Genomic DNA, 14,511 nt, shown 5'->3' on the forward strand with positions numbered 1-14,511 from the left:
TGATTGCTGTGCGCGCCTCGGTCATTCGGCGGTGTGGGCGCGGTCCTCGCTCATGCCTCCGATTCGGACCGGTGCCGCGCCGGAACGGCGGAAGCGGCCGGGGGAGATGCCGTATTCGCGGCGGAACGCGCCTGCGAACGCGAACTCGGTGGCGTAGCCGACCTCGCGGGCGATCGTGGCCAGTGGGGCGTCGGACTCGCGGAGTAGTTGAGCGCCCCGGTTGAGGCGCAGGCCGGTGACGTAGCGCATCGGGGGCTGGCCGAGTGCCTCGGTGAAGCGCCTGGTGAACGAGGTGCGTGGTAGTCCGGCGGCCTCGCTGAGTCGTGCCACGGTCCATTGGTGTTGCGGGGCGGCGTGGATCTGCTGCACCGCGGCCGCGATCGCCGTGTCCGCGGGCGCGGCGTGCTCGGTGGCATTGAGTTCGTGCCATCGGCGCAGTACGTGCACCAGGATCAGATCCAGTAGCGCGGGCACCGTCGCACCGGCTCCCGGCACCGCGCTGGACACGTCGGCCTCGAGGAGTTCGATCAGCGCGTTGAGCTGCGGGTGGCGTTCGTAATCGAGTGAGACGGTGAGCAGGCCGGGAAGCGACCGCAGATACTGCGGGGCGTTGCCGTGGGTGAGTCGGTAAGCGCCGCAGAGGAATTCGAAGTCCGCGGGTTCCGGCGACGGTTGTACCGGCATCAGTACGGAGAGTTCCCGCAGTGCGCAGGGGCGATTGCTCAGGCCGTGCTCGGCGCCGGAGGGAGCGAGTACCACGTCGCCCGGGTGCAGTTCGACCGGCTGCTGATGTTCGGTGATCAGCCAGCACGTGCCCCGCAGCACGATGTGGAATCCGCTCCCGGCGAACCCGGCGAATCGCAGTCCACGGCCTCCGGAATGCCGGATCACCCGAGAATTGGCGCTGCCGACACGCATGGTCCGTATCAGTTCGCTGAGCAGATCCACTCCACCGATGATAAATGACCGGCCGCATCGGCCAGCGGGCACAACCGCGTATGAACCGGGACGTTTCGCGTATGTTCCGGGTGTATGCGTCGGTGGTTGGCTCGATCGCATGATCGATGACGCCACCGTGCACGAGGCGGCCGCCGTGCTGCGCGCCCACGCCGACAAGACCGAGCAGGACCTGCGTCCCGCCGCCGAGAGCCTGGATGCGTTGCGCCGCAGCGGAATTCTCGCCCTGCGCACCCCGCGCGAGCGCGGCGGCAACTGGTCCGACGTGCGGACCATCACCCGGTATCTGGCCGAGCTGGGACGGGCGTGTCCCGCGACGGCCTGGGTCGCGGGCACCTGCGTCACCGCCAAGAACCTTGTCGCCGCGAGCTTTCCGGAGCCCGATGCGTTCGATCCGTTCGCCGACCCGGACGCGCTGTTCTGCGGCTCCGGAATGCCCGGCGCGCAGGCCGAGCGGGTGTCCGGCGGCATCCGCCTGAACGGTCGCTGGCCGAACGTGTCCGGATGCCGGGACGCGGCCTGGGCCGGCGTCGCGGTGATGGTCGAGGGCGCGTTTTCCTTCGCCGTCGTGCCGCTGGACGACCTGGTCGTGGAACCGACCTGGCGGATGGCCGGGATGCGCGGCACGGGCAGCCACACCCTGGTCGCCGAGGACGTCCCGGTGCCGTCCGCGCGAGTCGCGCCGATGTCCGGCTTCGGCGCGGCGGACCAGCTGCTGTACGCGCTGACCACGCTCGGACCCGTCGTCGGGGCCGCCCGCGGCGCGCTCGACCGCATCGAGGCGATGTTCGATTCCCCCCGCAAACCGCACATGACCTCGTACACCCGCATGGGCGAGTCGCCGGGCGCCCGGCACTGGCTGGCCGAGGCGACCCATCTGGTCGGCCGCGCCGAGAACACGATGTTCTCGATTGCGCGAGCGGCGGATTCGCCGGACCCCACCGCGGCCGCGGACTCGCGGTTCCGGATGGATCTCGCCGACGCCGCACGCGACGCCCGGTCCGCGGTCGAGCGAATGCTGGACCTGCACGGCGCCAGCGGCTTCGACACCGGCAACGAACTCCAGCGATTCTGGCGGGATGTGGCCGTCGGCAGCCGCCACCCGCACCTGAATCCCTATCTCGCCGTGGAGGGTTTCGGATCGGCGCTGACGGCGGTCACAACCTAGCGCCAGTCCCTCGACCGAGTCAGCCCGTAGGCCGCGAGGTGTATTCGCCCCAGCGATCGACGGCCTGTTCGAGGCTGAGCGCCGCGACCTCGGTGGGAGCCATGCCCACGGTGTGGATCAATCGCTGCGCGAGCCAATCGGGTACGGGTTCCCGAGTCGCGGTCCGTTTTCGCTCAGGATTCAGATGCCGAAGTGGCCGCCGATGCCGGTGTGGCCGCCTACTCCGTAGCTGGTGTGGCTGCCGGCGGAGGGGGTGGGGCGGGGTGGGGTCGGGAGGGCTCGGGAGTTGGGCCAGGAGTCCGGTGTTACTGTGCGCCACCAGGTTTCGAAGTCTATGCCGGTGTCACGGGTGAATTCCGTGCGGTTGGGTTCGTTCCAGGTGAGTGTGTAATTGCCTGTGGTGGAGAGGTTTTCGAGGGCTCGGGTGAGTTCGGGGATGGTTGTGGTCGAGTCGTCCGTGCGGAAGATGTGGACGACGTGATCGGGTTCGTCGATCTCGTAGCTCCAGCGGGTTCGCGCGGCCAGGGCTCGGTACAGGATGTCCTGCTGGGCTTTTCGCTTCGCGGCTGCTCGTTCTCGCGCCGCTTCTTCTCGAGCCCGAACCCCCGCCTCCTGGACGCGCGTCGCGATCAGTTCCCGGACGGGACGGTAGGTTTCGTCGATGTCGCGGAGCCGCTCGCGGAACTCGTCGAACGCCTGCTGCACCGCTGAGCCGCCGAATCTCCGCACCGCCGCGTGCCAGCCGTATCCGTGCCGCAGGCCGTACAGGTCGCCCGCGACGATCCGGAGTCCGAGGTCGTGGGCGAGCTGTACCTCGGCATTGCGCAGCGCGTCCTGGGTGGTCGTCTGGGCTCGGGACCACGAGGCGATTTCGTCGGCGGTCGCCCGGACTTCGATACGCGCGGCATCGCGGGCGGTCGACTTCTCCGGGCTGAAGGTGGTCCACTCGTGCTCGAGCCAGAAATCCCGGTACGAGGTCTTGTCCAGCGCGTACATCTCGAATGTCGTCCGGGGCGGGTCGACGTTCCCCCGCCACCACGTCATCGCCAGGATGGGCTCGGGCCAGGAGATGAAACGATGCAACCTCACCAGAACCATCGCGATCCTCCTCGCGGCTATCCACCAACGATAGGTCCGCCGGCTCGCGACCGAAAGCGAATTACTCTGCGCCGCAACGCCCCCGGCCCGAGCTCGGGATTCACCTCTCCCCGGCGAATTCGGCACGTATCGCACCGACCCGCAGGAACTCGAGTTTCTCGGCGTCGGGCCCGCTCTTGGTGGTCGTATAGACCACGAGCTTGATATCCGAATCCGGCACCGTCAGAACATCGCAATCGAGCGTCACATCCCCGACCACCGGGTGGTGAATCGTCTTGACCGTGCTGCGGTGCGCGGCCGCATGCCCCTGCTCCCACAGCTCCGCGAAGCGCGGACTGCGCGCCCGCACATCCGCGATGAACGCCCGGAACCGACCGTCGCCCCCGAGTTCCGCGGCCGAACGCCGCAGGTCGGCCACCAGCGCCCGCTCGAAGCCGTCCGTACCGCCGTGCGGTGTCGCGATGCGGGCCACGGTCCCGTCGACGAACGTCTGCACGATGAGGTTCTGCCCGGGATCATCCGTCACCGACGGCGCCTGGAACAGCGCCTGCCACAGCTGAGTCGAGGTGACCAGGGTCCAGTCCGCCGCGAACGCCGCCAGCGGAAAATCGGACAGCCGGGTGATCATCCGCTGCACCCCGGGCGGGATGTGCTGCGACACGATCCCGGCACTCGGCGCCGTCAGCCCGGCGGCCCGGTACAGCAGCGCGGTCTCCGTGCGATCCAGTTGCAGGGCCCGCGCGAGCGACGCGACGACCTGCGCCGACGGCGTGCGCGACCGCCCTTGTTCGAGCCGCATCACGTAGTCGACGCTGACCCCGGCCAATTGCGCGAGTTCCTCGCGCCGCAGCCCTTTCGTGCGACGCAGGCCCGACGACGCCAGACCGACATCGGCCGGGAGGAGACGCTCGCGCCAGATGCGGAGCAGACCACCGAGGGAATGAACTTCAGAAGGCATCACCACCACTATGACCCGGATCGCCCGACGCTGCCTCGTACTGCTTTTCCCATGAACCGCCGTCCACATTCCGCGGCGTGGGTAGCACTGTTCGTCTCTGGTTGCGGTGCCGGACCGCGAGGCAATCTCGAACCACCGATCGAAAGGAAACCCACAATGACCAACGGATACGTGACCGTCCTCTGGGAGGCCGAGGCGAAGCCGGGCCGGGAGGCCGACCTCGAGGCGTTCATCACCGCGGCCGTGACCCCGTCCCGCAACGACGCGGGCAACATCGACTACGAAGCGCATCGGGTCGAGGGCCGCCCCGGCACCTTCGTCATCTACGAACGGTGGGAGAGCCGCGAACACCTCGACGCCCACCTCGGCGCACCCCGGATGCGCGAACTCGTCCCGCAGATGCTCGAACTGATCGACGGCTCGATCGAGGACGGTATCCGGCTGCTGCACCCGTTCCGGCCCGCCCGATAGCACCCGCCGCGCTCTCGAAGGAAGAATCTTGACCAACACACTCATCACCGGCGGCAACAAAGGTCTCGGATACGAGACGGCACGTCGGCTCATCGACGCCGGGCACACCGTCTGGATCGGTGCCCGCGACGCGGAACGCGGTCGCGCCGCCGCGGCCGCACTCGGCGCCTCGTTCGTGCAACTCGACGTCACCGACGACACGTCCGTCGCCACCGCCGCGAAGACCCTGCACGCCGAGCTCGACCACCTGGACGTCCTGGTCAACAATGCCGGAATACGCGGTGACCTGGTCTCTCCGGAGGACACCTCGGTCGAACAGTTCCGCACCGTCTACGAGACCAACGTGCTCGGCGTCGTCCGGGTGACCCGCGCCTTCCTCCCCCTGCTGCGCGCGGCCGCGACACCGTCGGTCATCAACGTCACCAGCGGCCTGGGCTCGTTCACCCTCATCCACGACCCCGACCGCGTCGAGTCGAAATACCCCCTCGCCGCCTACAGTTCCTCCAAGACCGCGGTCACGATGCTCACCATGCAGTACGCCAGAACCATCCCCGACATCCGATTCAACGCCGTGGACCCCGGCCAGTCCGCCACGGACTTCACCGGCCATCTCGGCCACACCGTCGAGGAAGGCACCGACGCCGCCGTCCGCCTCGCGACCCTCGGCCCCGACGCCCCCACCGGCACGGTCACCGATCGCGACGGCGTCCTGCCCTGGTGACATCGGTCCGCCGACGAATGGAAAGGCCACTCGCACGCGCGGGTGGCTTCCCGGCGACCGGCCGCGGCTCCAGCGGGATTCGGCGGTCGACCCGGTGTCGATGCGAGGACCAGTACGCTGGTCATCGGTCCCGGTGATTGCCGAGCCGCTCGAGGCCTCTCTGCGGTCCTGTTTCTCGAATCGCGATGCCACCCGAATCACTCGGAGAGGCGAATGTGGCTACGACCGCAGGCGAAGCAGATGACCGAGATTCCTCCGGCGCCTCGGCGGAGCAAGATGACGTCGCGGACGACATCTGGGATGAGCAGGAGTCTCCGGCGCTGCGTCGGGCGCGTAAGGAAGCCGAGCTCACCGCCGGTGGGGATTCGACACGGGCGTATCTGAAACAGATCGGGCGAGTTCCCCTGCTCTCCGCGGCCGAGGAGGTCGATCTCGCGGTCCGGATCGAAGTCGGTCTGTATGCGGTGTACAAACTGCAGGCCGAACGCGAGGGTCTCACGATCGCACGTCGCCGGGACCTGACCTGGCTCGTACGAGACGGTGTCGCGGCCAAAGATCATCTGCTCGAGGCGAACCTGCGACTGGTGGTGTCGATCGCCAAACGGTACAGCGGGCTGGGCATGGCCTTCCTCGACCTCATCCAGGAGGGCAATCTGGGTCTGGTGCGGGCGGTCGAAAAGTTCGACTACAGCCGAGGATTCAAGTTCTCGACCTATGCCACGTGGTGGATCCGCCAGGCGATTTCTCGCGCCATGGCCGACCAGTCCCGCACCATACGAATCCCCGTGCACATGGTGGAGATCATCAACAAGCTTGCGCGGCTGGAGCGCGAACTGCTGCAGCAGCTGGGCCGCGAGGCGACAGCCGACGAGCTTGCCACCGAATTGGGTATCGCACCCGCGAAGGTCCTCGAGGTTCGGCGGATCGCGCGGGAACCGATCTCGTTGGACCAGCCGCTCGGTGACGAGGGCACGACCCAGTTCGGCGATTTCATCGAAGACTCCGAGGCTGTCGTGGCCGTCGAGAAGGTAGCGTTCACCCTGCTGCAGGAGCAGTTGCGGGCGGTACTCGGCACGCTCAGCGAGCGCGAAGCCGGCGTCATGCGCCTGCGTTACGGCCTGGGCGATGGGCAGCCTCGAACGCTGGACGACATCGGGAAGGTCTACGGCGTCACCCGTGAGCGGATCCGGCAGATCGAGTCGAAGACGATGTCGAAACTACGTCACCCATCGCGCGCGCAGTTGCTCCGGGATTACCTCGAATAGTGGGCAATGGTCCTGCGGATGGCTGAGGTCGGCAACAGATTCTCATCCGGCGTCCTGCTGTGTGCGTAGGGGTGCGCCGACGTGGTGCAGGTGCGTCAGCGTCTCGCGGTAGGAGGAGATCAGCCCGGTCTCGTGGTAGGGCACGCCGATTTCGGCGCAGTAGTCGCGGACGATCACCTGGGCGTGACGCAGGTTCGGCGTCGGCATGTTCGGGAACAGGTGGTGCTCGATCTGATAGTTGAGTCCGCCGAGGGCGAGGTCGGTCAAGACGCCGCCCCGCACGTCGCGGGAGGTCAGTACCTGTCGACGCAGGTAGTCGGGGCGATCGTCGCCGGTCAGGGTTGGCATACCCTTGTGGTTCGGGGCGAAGATGCACCCCATGTACAGGCCGAAGATCGCCTGGTGGACGGCGAGGAACGCGAACGCCTTGTCGGCGGGCAGTACCGCGAACAGTGCGGCCAGATAGGCGGCGAAGTGGCCGAACAGCAACGCGCCTTCCAACCAGCGATGTTTGACCGATCGGCTTGCGAGCGCGCGAACGCTGGACAGATGGAGGTTCAAGCCCAGCAGCATCAGCAGCGGGAAGAACAGGAACGCCTGCGCCCTCCCGATGAGACGAGCCACGCCGTGGCTGGCCCGCGCCTGCCGCTGTGACCAGACGAGAAAGTCGGGTGTGACATCGGGGTCGAGTTCCTCGTGGTTCGGGTTGGCGTGATGTCTGGTGTGCTTGTCCTGCCACCAGCCGTACCCCAGGCCGATACCGGCGTTGCCGACGACTCGGCCCACGATCTCCGTCGGCCGCCGCAGCCGGAAGACCTGGCGGTGCGCGACATCGTGCATGACCAGGGCGACCTGAGCACACGCCACGGCCATGAACGCCGCGACCACGAGCGTCCACCACGAGTCACCGACCAGGACGAACGCCGCCCAGCTGCCCGCGAACGCGATCCCGACGAGCCCGAGCCGGACCGCGTAGTAGACGGGACGCCGGGTCATCAGTCCCGCGTCGGAGACCCGGCGCAACAGACGGGCGTAATCACCGTCGCCCCCGGACCGGGCTGATCGTGGAGACGATTCTGGAACCAGGGCTGGTGTGGTCATGAGATTCGAAGTTATCGACCGAATTCTCGTTGGATGTAATCCCTTGGTATGACCCGGAATCGGGCTGCGGTGTGCTAGCGGTGCGCACCGCAGCTCTCGGGTTACCTTGCGGCTTCGATGGTTAGGTTTCTCGAAAAGTGAATCAGCCCAAGGGTTTTCATGGAATCAAGAGGAGTTTCCCTGTGGTCCTGCGGGATTCGATGTCAGTGTGGGCGCGGGAGGCTTCGCTCAGGGCGTAGCGACCGCCGATGTGGACGACCAACTCGCCCGCTGCGGCCCGGGTGAACAGTTCGGCGGCGTGGGTTCTGAATTCCTCGGTGGTGCGGATGTGGTCCTCGGTGACGCCATAGGTCAGGCGGGTGCTGCGGGGGATCTCGTTCATGGCGATGGTCGGCACGTCGCCGATGAGTGGACCGTAGAAGACCAGGGTGCCGTGGGTGCGCAGGGCGTGCAGGGATGCGGTGAAGGTGGTCGCGCCCGCGCCGTCGAACACCACGTGGACGCCCGCGCCGTCGGTCAGTGTGTGCACCGGTTCGGCGAAGGCGTCACCGGTGGAGACGATGACGTGATCCGCGCCCGCGGCGGTGGCGAGTTCCACCTTCTCGGGGCGTGAGACGAGGCCGATCACGGTGCCGCCGCGGGCCTTCACGAACCGGGTGATCAGCATGCCGACGCCCCCTGCCGCGGCGTGCACGAGGGCGATGTCGCCGGGCTGGACCGCGTGCGAGACGGTGGTGAAGTGGTGGGCGGTCAGGCCCTGTAGCAGCAGGGCAGCGACCGTCTCGTCGTCGATGGCGTCGGGCAGCGCGACCACGTTGCCCACCGGCAGCACCATCTGCTCGGCGTAACTGCCGTGGGTGTTGATGGTCAGCCAGCCGACGCGATCACCGACCGCGAATTCGTGCACGCCCTCGCCCGTTTCCCGCACCACGCCCACACCCTCGGCACCCGGAATCTCGGCCGCGCCCTGCTTGCGGATCGCGGTGTCGAAGAAGTTCACGCCCGCCACCCGGACATCCACCAGAATCTCACCCGGACCCGGCGTCGGCGTCGGTCGTTCGCGCAGTCGCAGTACCTCGGGCCCGCCGGGTTTCTCGATCACGATTGCTCTCATGCGGCCCAAGGTATTTCGTGAAAAATGTACCAGCAAGTACAATCTGATCGTGACCACCGCGAAGGGAACCGCGACCCGCCACCGCATCGTCGAGGCCGCCGCGGCCGAGATCCGGGAACGCGGCACCCTCGCCACCACCCTCGACGACGTGTGCCGCCGCAGCGGTACCGGCAAGAGCCAGATGTTCCACTACTTCCCCGAGGGCCGCGAACAACTGCTGCTGGCCGTCACCGAACTCGAAGCCGCACGAGTCTTCGACGACCAGCAGCCCTACCTGAACGAACTCACCTCACGCGCCGCCTGGGAGGCCTGGCGCGACGTCATCGTGACGGACTGCCGCACCCGGGGCCTGCACTGCCCGCTGGGCGTCCTGATCGCCGACGTCGGCCGCTACAGCCCTGCGGCACAAGCGGTTACAACCCAACTCATCCGCCGATGGCAGGACAGCGTCCGCGCCGGTATCGAGGCCACACAATCCGCCGGCGAAGCCGCCCCCCACCTCGACCCCGACCGAACCGCCGCAGCCATCGTCACCGCCGTCCAGGGCGGCGTCAGCGTCCTCCTGTCCACCGGCTCCGCCGACCACCTGGAAGCCGCCCTGAACCTGTGCCTGGACCACCTCTTGTCCCCGGCGCGGGAATGATCCGGGTCGCCTCCGAGGCGCGGTCGCCGTGACCGTGTTCGGTCAGTCGGCTGGGTGGGCGGTGGTGCGGATGACGGCCGCGCACGCGGCTGGGGCATCGATCATCGGGACGTGGCCGGTGTCGGGGAGTTCCACGTATCGGGGGGAGGTTCAAGGCCCAGTTGATCGTGGAAGCGCAGGCTGTTCAGTCGCGGGGCCAGCTCGACGTATCAACGTCGATTGCACTCGACGGCAAGGTGAATCGAACACCGAACGGATAGGTCACCTCGTCGGTATACGCGTCGTTCTCCGGTTCGCTGTGGACCCACACCAAGCCCGTCTTCGGGTCGATGATCAAGTACTCGGGGATACCCGCCACCGCATAAGTCTTCAACTTGGCGTCGTAATCGTCGCGCCGACTGCTGTCAGCTCGGCGATGCCGGTTTCTCGCCTGGGAAAAGAATCGGGCTGATCAAGTACGGTCTGCGGCCCGGACCAGGCTGGTTCGCGGCCAGGGGTGCGATGAGGTCGCGGAAGCCGGTGAGCATGGTGTCGAGTTCCTCGGGGCTGAGCCAGAGCGTGGCTTGGCGGTAGCCGACTGCGTCGGCGACGGGGTCGGCGTCGGCTTGATCGAGGTAGGCGTTGAATTCGGCGATCAGCACAGCCATGGCGGCCGCGAACCCTTGGCGGTGATCGTGCGAGGTCATCGCGCTACTCGCCTCGGGGGAGACGGTCGGACGGTCGGGTCGCAATCGGTAGGAGCGTTCCACCGCGCCGCGTACGCGTCGCTCGTCGCCGATCTCGAGCATTCCTCCCTCGGTGAGCAGGCCGAGCTGCCGGTAGACGCTGGTCCGGGGCACGTCGGGCATGCGGTCGCACAATTCACCCGCGGTGCGTAATCGGCCGCCGGAGAGTGCGTGGATGATGCGCAATCGCACCGGGTGGAGCAGCAACTCGGTCGGGTCCATACCGCAACTATCCCACATATGGTACCTTTACCAAAATTGGTATTGAAGGAAGGTGACCGCGATGCGGGATGTTCCTGGGCGTCGAATGATGGTGAACGGCACCGAGATCTACTTCGAAGAGTCCGGCACCGGGGACACCTGGGTGGTGTTCGAATCCGGTGCGGGCGCCGGGCGGACGCTCTGGGATCGAGTGGTTCCGTTACTCGGGGACATCGCGCACACCGTCGCCTACGACAGGGCCGGTCGCGGCCGCAGTGCCAGCGCCGCGGAACCGCAGAACATCGACGACATGGCGGCGACCCTGGTGGCATTGGTCCAGGCGCTCACGACGGAGCGGGTGATCCTGGTAGGCCACAGCATGGGTGGGCTGATCGCTCGTCGCGCCGCCGAAACGCTGTCGCCAGCGGGGCTCGTCCTCGTCGACCCGACACCGGAAGCCGCTCCGAACTACGACAATTGGGCGCCGACCGCGAAGAAGACCGACCGCATCCTCGCCGCGCAGCAGGCACTGAGCCACTTCCCACCGCTCATGCGGATGCTGACCCGCTCCTATGGGCGCAAGTTCCCCGTCGACAGCTACGCGACCATGCTGGCCGAGGACTTCACTCCCGTCGGTCTCGCCACAACCCGGCATGAAATAGCGGCCGTGGCGGGGGCGATCGCCGAATTCCGCCGCCGCCCACCAGCACCGCCGAAATCCGGCGTCATCGTCATCTCGGCGATCCGTGCCGCCGGCTACCAGGCCCGCAATCTCGACCTCATACGCGAATACCAGCACAGATACGCCGAACAGGTCGGCGGGCAATACGAGGATGCCGCCTCCGAGCACATCGTCCCCGCCGAGCGACCCGAGCAAGTCGCTACCGCAGTTCGCCGACTGGTGAACGCTTGGCATCGCGGGAGCAAGTGACATGGCCGATCGGAACGCCGATCACTCCGACCCCTCTGTGCCATCGCATCCATGCGATAGTCACGGTAGCTTCGGCCGCATGTTCCATACCGACTACATCCGTTTGGTCAGACTGGATCTCCTCTCGGAAACCGACGCCGCCGAGGTGGCCGGGATCCTGGCCGAGCGTGGCTACACGACGGTTTCCCTCGGACCGAAACCGGTGACGCACCAGGTCGGCACGTTCGATATGACGGACGATTCCCGCGGCATCCGGGTGATCGGCCTCGACGAGGGGCCGTATCCCTCCGACGACCGTGAGTGGTGGACTGGCATCGAACGACGGTTCATCGATACCCTGGCCCGCGGATTCGGTGCTACGGTGAGCGGCCTCACAGCGCACCGTTCGGGTCTGTCGGAGATGCGGTCGGAACTGGTCACCGCCACCGGGACGATCGTTATCGATCGTGATCGCGACGAAGCGGCGACCGCGAGGCTGGCAGCGTTCGCGGAGTTCCCCGAGCGCGCACCGGAACCGCGGACAACCCATGAACTCGGCGATATGTCCGCTGCGGACGGGCCGAACTTCGCGGCGGTCGAGTTGATCGGGCTCGACGATATCCCCTGGGACACACTGGAACACGCCTACGGATCGGCGGAAGAGGTACCAGGCATTCTCCGCGATCTCGCCGCCGACGACGAGGGATTCGACGACACGGTGCAGGAGGGTTTGTACAGCGCCATCATCCACCAGGGCACCTGCTACAGCGCGACCCCGCTCGCCGTGCCGTACCTCGCCGAACTCGCGGCCGCGCCGGACTTCACCCCGGCGTATCGGCTGACATTGCTCAGCGCCCTGGTCGGCATCGGAGCCCTGGAACTGCCCGGCGAGCACGGCCCTGCCGAACGGTCCGCGGCCGCGATGGCCCGCGTCGTGCCGCGGGTGTTGTTGTCGTGGGCAGCCTCGCCCGAACACATTCGCCCTTGGCTGATTGTGCTCGCCGCATTCGCGCCGGCAGATGCGGTCGAACTCCTACCGGAGTTCGACGAATTCCGCCGCGCCGTGCCGGGGCCGAGTCCCGCGCTCGACCTGGCCATCGCGTTGGCCGTCGGCGACCGCGATGCTGTCGATGCGATCGTCCGCGAGGCATCGACGTGGAGCGGCCGGATCGCCGACATCATGGCCTACGACGCCGCGCCCCTCCTGCGGCACTACAGGGTGCTGGAGGTGCTGGCGAATCGAGAGCTGGCCCGCTGACGGTGTCCGGCGCCCCACCCCACACAAACCAAAAACGCCACCACTTCACAACGAAGCGGTGGCGTTGACGTCCTACTACACGGCATTGATTCGGCACCGTGTTCTAGTAAGCGCCCTAAGGTGGAGCTAAGGGGAATCGAACCCCTGACCTTCTCGATGCGAACGAGACGCGCTACCAACTGCGCTATAGCCCCGTGGAACGTTTCCGAACCAACGTTGGAGAACTGTAGCAGGTGGGTGGGGGAGACTCCGAATCGGCTGGTCGGGAGGGGTTTGCGGGACAAGGCGGCGTGGGGCCGGGGCGGGAAGCGGGGTTCACATCGTGGGATGGGGGTGAAATTGCCGATAATTTGCGATCGGGGAGGGGGTGGGGTGTGGCAAACCCGACCGGAAGGTGGGGGTCGTGTCATATATCTCTCGCAGGGCGGGTTGATAGCATGACGGCTCTGGTCGGATGGGTTCGGCTGCGCATGCGGGCTGCCTGCGTGAATACTTCGAAAGAGTTGTCTGCCATGCAGTTTGAGATCGTCGAGCGGGACGAGACGTGGGTTGCGGGGCTGCCCGTGCGAAGTCCCAGGCGCGCGCTCGGGGAACTGCGTGACCGGGATCTCGACGCGGCGTGGGGGGCGGTGCTGCATCAGGAGCTGGGTGGGCCGCTGGCCTGCGCTTATACCGATTATTCGGCGGATATGAGCACATTCAACACGCAGATCGTCGGGTACCAGTGCGATTCGTTCGATCAGGTCACTCGCGGGCACATCGTGGCGCGGCTGCCGCGTGGGGTGTACGCCAGATTCTCTTCGGTGGGGAACTTCCCGCAGGTCATGACCGACTTATGGACGCAGATCGCGTACGCCGAGGAACACAAGCAGATCAAACGCACCCACACCGGGGATCTGGAGTGTTACCCGCACGCCTACAAGATCGATCTGTATCTGGCGGTAGATCCCCGATGAGCTACACGATCGTACTGCGTGACCAGGCGATCTACGGTGGCCTGGTGGTGCCGCGGGTGCGGCCCAGTTTCAAGGTCAGCAACGGTGAGCTGATCGAATTCCTGCGCGACCGGTTGCGTGATCGCGACGTCGCCGCGGACCGCGCGCTCTACACCGTCTACGTCCCGGACCCGGCCGGGAACTACAACGTCCTGGTCGCCTACGACTATCCGGCCGTGCCCGCGATTCCGCCCGGGGACGTGCTGGTCCGGGTGCCCAAGGGCGTCTACGCCCGATTCGAGCCGAACGGCGACTACCACGATCCGGTCGAGGATGTCTGGGCGCAGGTCGACGACGCGACCGCCTCGGCCGAGATCACCCGCGCCTACCGCGAGGAGATCGAGCTCTGGCGGGGCCCGAAGGTCGAGCTGTACATCTCGATCCTGGTGTAACCAGTGCGGATAGCTATCAGATAGCCATTTTGGAACCAACCAGTCTTTCTGTTCCGTCCGATCGCCGAGGTCATCGTCTTGACCAGGGACGATTTCGAACCTCGCGCCCAGGTTTCGGAAGATTTGCCGGATGTCTGGTCAATTCCTGTCCGATGACGGATACTGCCTTAGCGACCAACCCCGGGCGCCGGTCGTGATCCGGTCGGTGTCGGGAGGGTCTCGGGTAGGGCGCGGTATCGCGCAGCAACGGAGTAGGAATTCATGACAGTCGTAGCGGCCCGTCACCCCGTGTTCGCAGGGATTTCCCCGGAGTTCGCCGATACACTGGCGGGGATTCGGGACAGATTCCTGGGCCTACCGGAGGGGCCTGTCCATGAGATCATGGCGTTGGTGTTCCGTCTGAGGTATGCCGCCCGCACTACGGTCCGCAGCAGGCGGTTCCCGGTGCCGGGTACGAATTCCCGCAGCTGACGCGATCGGAGACAAGGTGCCTCGGCGGACACTCGACTCACTGGTGACACAGGTCGCCTCGGA

14 protein-coding genes, 1 tRNA gene and 2 pseudogenes are annotated in these 14,511 nt (G+C 66.7%); 9 read left to right on the plus strand and 8 right to left on the minus strand.

Annotation, left to right across the window (positions count from 1 at the left end):
* Positions 1 to 21 precede the first annotated feature (21 nt).
* Complete coding sequence (locus NRB20_RS13270) at positions 22 to 948, minus strand: AraC family transcriptional regulator (RefSeq protein WP_319944850.1); 927 nt, start codon at positions 946 to 948, stop codon at positions 22 to 24.
* A gap of 109 nt (positions 949 to 1,057) precedes the next feature.
* Between NRB20_RS13270 and NRB20_RS13275 the strand changes: the two genes are divergently transcribed.
* Positions 1,058 to 2,125: an acyl-CoA dehydrogenase family protein gene (locus NRB20_RS13275; RefSeq protein WP_153410431.1), complete on the plus strand. Its 1,068-nt coding sequence runs from the start codon at positions 1,058 to 1,060 to the stop codon at positions 2,123 to 2,125.
* Between the two features lie 180 nt (positions 2,126 to 2,305).
* On the opposite strand, the gene NRB20_RS13280 is transcribed toward NRB20_RS13275, so the two are convergent.
* Entirely contained in the window at positions 2,306 to 3,223 is a 918-nt protein-coding gene (locus tag NRB20_RS13280; RefSeq protein ID WP_153410432.1) for a hypothetical protein, read from the minus strand.
* 100 nt (positions 3,224 to 3,323) lie between these two features.
* Positions 3,324 to 4,181 carry a helix-turn-helix transcriptional regulator gene (locus tag NRB20_RS13285; RefSeq protein WP_153410433.1) on the minus strand — a complete coding sequence of 286 codons (858 nt, stop codon included), beginning with the start codon at positions 4,179 to 4,181 and terminating at the stop codon, positions 3,324 to 3,326.
* Positions 4,182 to 4,337: 156 nt separating this feature from the next.
* On the opposite strand from NRB20_RS13285, the gene NRB20_RS13290 reads away from it, so the two are divergent.
* The 3 genes and pseudogenes from NRB20_RS13290 to rpoD all read left to right on the plus strand — a co-directional run.
* On the plus strand, positions 4,338 to 4,652 hold the full coding sequence (locus NRB20_RS13290; protein ID WP_153410434.1) for a putative quinol monooxygenase: 315 nt from the start codon (positions 4,338 to 4,340) through the stop codon (positions 4,650 to 4,652).
* Positions 4,653 to 4,680: 28 nt separating this feature from the next.
* A complete protein-coding gene (locus NRB20_RS13295; RefSeq protein WP_153410435.1) occupies positions 4,681 to 5,373 on the plus strand; it encodes an SDR family NAD(P)-dependent oxidoreductase in 693 nt (230 codons plus the stop codon).
* Positions 5,374 to 5,660: 287 nt separating this feature from the next.
* Positions 5,661 to 6,638: pseudogene (gene rpoD / locus NRB20_RS13300) on the plus strand (RNA polymerase sigma factor RpoD); the annotation flags it as partial.
* Between the two features lie 42 nt (positions 6,639 to 6,680).
* On the opposite strand, the gene NRB20_RS13305 reads toward rpoD, so the two are convergent.
* Both NRB20_RS13305 and NRB20_RS13310 read right to left on the minus strand, forming a co-directional pair.
* A complete protein-coding gene (locus NRB20_RS13305; RefSeq protein ID WP_153410436.1) occupies positions 6,681 to 7,739 on the minus strand; it encodes a fatty acid desaturase family protein in 1,059 nt (352 codons plus the stop codon).
* A gap of 157 nt (positions 7,740 to 7,896) precedes the next feature.
* Positions 7,897 to 8,853 (minus strand): quinone oxidoreductase family protein, encoded by a 957-nt coding sequence (locus tag NRB20_RS13310; RefSeq protein WP_153410437.1) that lies wholly within the window; start codon positions 8,851 to 8,853, stop codon positions 7,897 to 7,899.
* Between the two features lie 49 nt (positions 8,854 to 8,902).
* Between NRB20_RS13310 and NRB20_RS13315 the strand changes: the two genes are divergently transcribed.
* Positions 8,903 to 9,496: a TetR/AcrR family transcriptional regulator gene (locus NRB20_RS13315; protein ID WP_406603820.1), complete on the plus strand. Its 594-nt coding sequence runs from the start codon at positions 8,903 to 8,905 to the stop codon at positions 9,494 to 9,496.
* A 184-nt stretch (positions 9,497 to 9,680) separates the two neighbouring features.
* Here the strand turns inward: NRB20_RS13315 and NRB20_RS13320 are convergent.
* Both NRB20_RS13320 and NRB20_RS13325 read right to left on the minus strand, forming a co-directional pair.
* A pseudogene (locus NRB20_RS13320) lies at positions 9,681 to 9,890 on the minus strand (Uma2 family endonuclease); the annotation flags it as partial.
* Positions 9,891 to 9,900: 10 nt separating this feature from the next.
* Positions 9,901 to 10,443, minus strand: coding sequence for a helix-turn-helix domain-containing protein (locus NRB20_RS13325; RefSeq protein WP_153410440.1), 543 nt, complete (start codon positions 10,441 to 10,443; stop codon positions 9,901 to 9,903).
* 61 nt (positions 10,444 to 10,504) lie between these two features.
* Between NRB20_RS13325 and NRB20_RS13330 the strand changes: the two genes are divergently transcribed.
* Together NRB20_RS13330 and NRB20_RS13335 are read left to right on the plus strand one after the other, a co-directional pair.
* On the plus strand, positions 10,505 to 11,353 hold the full coding sequence (locus NRB20_RS13330) for an alpha/beta fold hydrolase (RefSeq protein ID WP_153410441.1): 849 nt from the start codon (positions 10,505 to 10,507) through the stop codon (positions 11,351 to 11,353).
* 79 nt (positions 11,354 to 11,432) lie between these two features.
* Complete coding sequence (locus tag NRB20_RS13335; RefSeq protein WP_153410442.1) at positions 11,433 to 12,590, plus strand: hypothetical protein; 1,158 nt, start codon at positions 11,433 to 11,435, stop codon at positions 12,588 to 12,590.
* 121 nt (positions 12,591 to 12,711) lie between these two features.
* Here NRB20_RS13335 and NRB20_RS13340 read toward each other — a convergent pair.
* A tRNA-Ala gene (locus NRB20_RS13340) sits at positions 12,712 to 12,784 on the minus strand.
* Between the two features lie 318 nt (positions 12,785 to 13,102).
* On the opposite strand from NRB20_RS13340, the gene NRB20_RS13345 reads away from it, so the two are divergent.
* Entirely contained in the window at positions 13,103 to 13,546 is a 444-nt protein-coding gene (locus NRB20_RS13345) for a GyrI-like domain-containing protein (protein WP_153410443.1), read from the plus strand.
* Positions 13,543 to 13,977 (plus strand): effector binding domain-containing protein, encoded by a 435-nt coding sequence (locus NRB20_RS13350; RefSeq protein WP_153410444.1) that lies wholly within the window; start codon positions 13,543 to 13,545, stop codon positions 13,975 to 13,977. The genes NRB20_RS13345 and NRB20_RS13350 overlap by 4 nt, the downstream gene beginning before the upstream one ends.
* Positions 13,978 to 14,511: the final 534 nt, after the last annotated feature.

Origin of the sequence: Nocardia macrotermitis, from assembly GCF_009604405.1 — a bacterium.
GTDB classification, from domain to species: Bacteria; Actinomycetota; Actinomycetes; order Mycobacteriales; family Mycobacteriaceae; genus Nocardia; species Nocardia macrotermitis.

Coding starts and splice junctions, on each gene's coding strand:
- NRB20_RS13285 (WP_153410433.1), bottom strand. CDS start 4,181: ATGCCTTCTGAAGTTCATTCCCTCGGTGGTCTGCTCCGCATCTGGCGC.
- NRB20_RS13305 (WP_153410436.1), bottom strand. CDS start 7,739: ATGACCACACCAGCCCTGGTTCCAGAATCGTCTCCACGATCAGCCCGG.
- NRB20_RS13335 (WP_153410442.1), top strand. CDS start 11,433: ATGTTCCATACCGACTACATCCGTTTGGTCAGACTGGATCTCCTCTCG.
- NRB20_RS13325 (WP_153410440.1), bottom strand. CDS start 10,443: ATGGACCCGACCGAGTTGCTGCTCCACCCGGTGCGATTGCGCATCATC.
- NRB20_RS13280 (WP_153410432.1), bottom strand. CDS start 3,223: ATGGTTCTGGTGAGGTTGCATCGTTTCATCTCCTGGCCCGAGCCCATC.
- NRB20_RS13350 (WP_153410444.1), top strand. CDS start 13,543: ATGAGCTACACGATCGTACTGCGTGACCAGGCGATCTACGGTGGCCTG.
- NRB20_RS13345 (WP_153410443.1), top strand. CDS start 13,103: ATGCAGTTTGAGATCGTCGAGCGGGACGAGACGTGGGTTGCGGGGCTG.
- NRB20_RS13310 (WP_153410437.1), bottom strand. CDS start 8,853: ATGAGAGCAATCGTGATCGAGAAACCCGGCGGGCCCGAGGTACTGCGA.
- NRB20_RS13290 (WP_153410434.1), top strand. CDS start 4,338: ATGACCAACGGATACGTGACCGTCCTCTGGGAGGCCGAGGCGAAGCCG.
- NRB20_RS13330 (WP_153410441.1), top strand. CDS start 10,505: ATGCGGGATGTTCCTGGGCGTCGAATGATGGTGAACGGCACCGAGATC.
- NRB20_RS13275 (WP_153410431.1), top strand. CDS start 1,058: ATGATCGATGACGCCACCGTGCACGAGGCGGCCGCCGTGCTGCGCGCC.